Source organism: Vibrio sp. Vb1554 (assembly GCF_033344235.1).
In genome coordinates this window covers 1-1,634 of sequence record NZ_JAWPOJ010000131.1, presented here as the reverse complement: position 1 = coordinate 1,634, position 1,634 = coordinate 1, and the positions used below count along the sequence as shown (strand labels likewise).

Genomic DNA, 1,634 nt, shown 5'->3' with positions numbered 1-1,634 from the left:
ATTCCACATCAAACACGCGCTTTCCAAGCAGTTGAATCTGGTTGTTCTTGTCCGTCAAAGCTTGAGAGAGTGAGTGGTTGGTATCCAATTGCTCTTCATAGAGCGCTGTGATTTCTGCTTTCTCGCTTTCTAGTTTGGTAATGGTTTGCGCCAACGTTGTCTGATTATGAATCTGTTGCTGGTTCAAATACCAAGCCCCGCCGACAACGTCAGGTAAGGCGATGATCGAAGTTAATAGGGCTAGTACCGAACCGCGGCCCAAATAAAATTGCTGATCACCGTTTTTAGTGGGGATCTGCATGATGATTTTTTTAGACATAATTATTGTTACTTAAATAGGCGTTGATTTATTTTTCCCCTAAATCGGAAAGATGGTCTAACTCTCGATTCAGAAGGTCGTTATTGCCTACATTCAATTCGATAAATCGTTTTAATTGGCTAATGCTTTCAATGCCGATGTTGGTGATCTTGAGCCGTATTTGGTCTTGAGCGACGTCTACGATCTGTGCCGTTAACGTAATCTCTTGTTCAGACTGGTGGAATGAGAAACCGACATCAACCAAAAGTGCAGGATTCAATGTATCTAAGCCTTCGGCTTGTAAGAGCAAACCATGCAAGGAAAGATCTTGAATCGTAGCGTTAAGTCTCAAATCACGTTGTTCTAACTGAGCTGGAGCTTGGTAGATGATGCGTGAAAAGCGTCTTTTCTCCGTCATATTGCGCTCTCTAAGGCATTTAAACAGATTGAATAGTATATCAAGAAGAACAAAAAGTGTTCGAATGTTGTTTAAAAACTGTCGAGAACGCTACAGAGTTACGTAAGTACACGGTCATGTTTTTCACTGACCCAATGACTCTCAAATCATCAAATACCTTAATAACGCCAATCAAAATGGCCCAGAAAGGCGCTTTTAACTGGCTGGGGTATACGACAAAGGCCGCTATGATAGCGGCCTTTGTATAAATTACCAACAGACTTTCCAGAAAGCGTAAGTTTCGGTGTCAGTCTGTCGTAATCATTATTTCGCAATACGTTTGTATTTGATGCGGTGCGGCTCTGCAGCTTCAGGGCCCAACGTTTTCTTCAACCAATCCATGTACTCTGTGTAGTTACCTTCGTAGAAGTTAACTTGGCCTTCGTCACGGTAGTCGATGATGTGCGTTGCAATACGGTCTAGGAACCAACGGTCGTGCGAGATAACCATTGCACAGCCCGGGAACTCTAGTAGTGCTTCTTCTAAAGCACGTAGCGTTTCAACGTCAAGGTCGTTGGTTGGTTCGTCGAGTAGTAGTACGTTACCGCCCGCTTTAAGCAGTTTGGCTAGGTGTACACGGTTACGCTCACCACCAGATAGCTCGCCAATCACTTTCTGTTGGTCTGAGCCTTTGAAGTTGAAACGTGAACAGTACGCACGCGCAGGGATTTCAAAGTTGTTGATCTTGATGATGTCAGCGCCTTCAGAAATCTCTTGGAATACCGTGTTCTTATCGTTCATTGAATCACGGAACTGCTCAACAGATGCGAGTTTCACTGTGTCACCCATCTCAATGGTACCTGAGTCAGGTTGTTCAGTGCCGCTTAGCATCTTGAATAGCGTTGATTTACCCGCGCCGTTGGCACCGATGATACCCAC

Annotated in this window: 2 protein-coding genes and 1 pseudogene; all 3 read right to left on the bottom strand. The window is 44.3% G+C overall.

Annotated features, from left to right (window positions below):
* Positions 1 to 319 (bottom strand): annotated as a pseudogene (locus R8N28_RS24275) (peptidase M23); the annotation flags it as partial.
* A 28-nt stretch (positions 320 to 347) separates the two neighbouring features.
* Positions 348 to 716: a PilZ domain-containing protein gene (locus tag R8N28_RS24270; protein ID WP_318183553.1), complete on the bottom strand. Its 369-nt coding sequence runs from the start codon at positions 714 to 716 to the stop codon at positions 348 to 350.
* A gap of 303 nt (positions 717 to 1,019) precedes the next feature.
* Positions 1,020 to 1,634, bottom strand: a 615-nt coding sequence (locus R8N28_RS24265) for an ATP-binding cassette domain-containing protein (RefSeq protein WP_318183552.1), incomplete at its 5' end; no start/stop codon positions are given.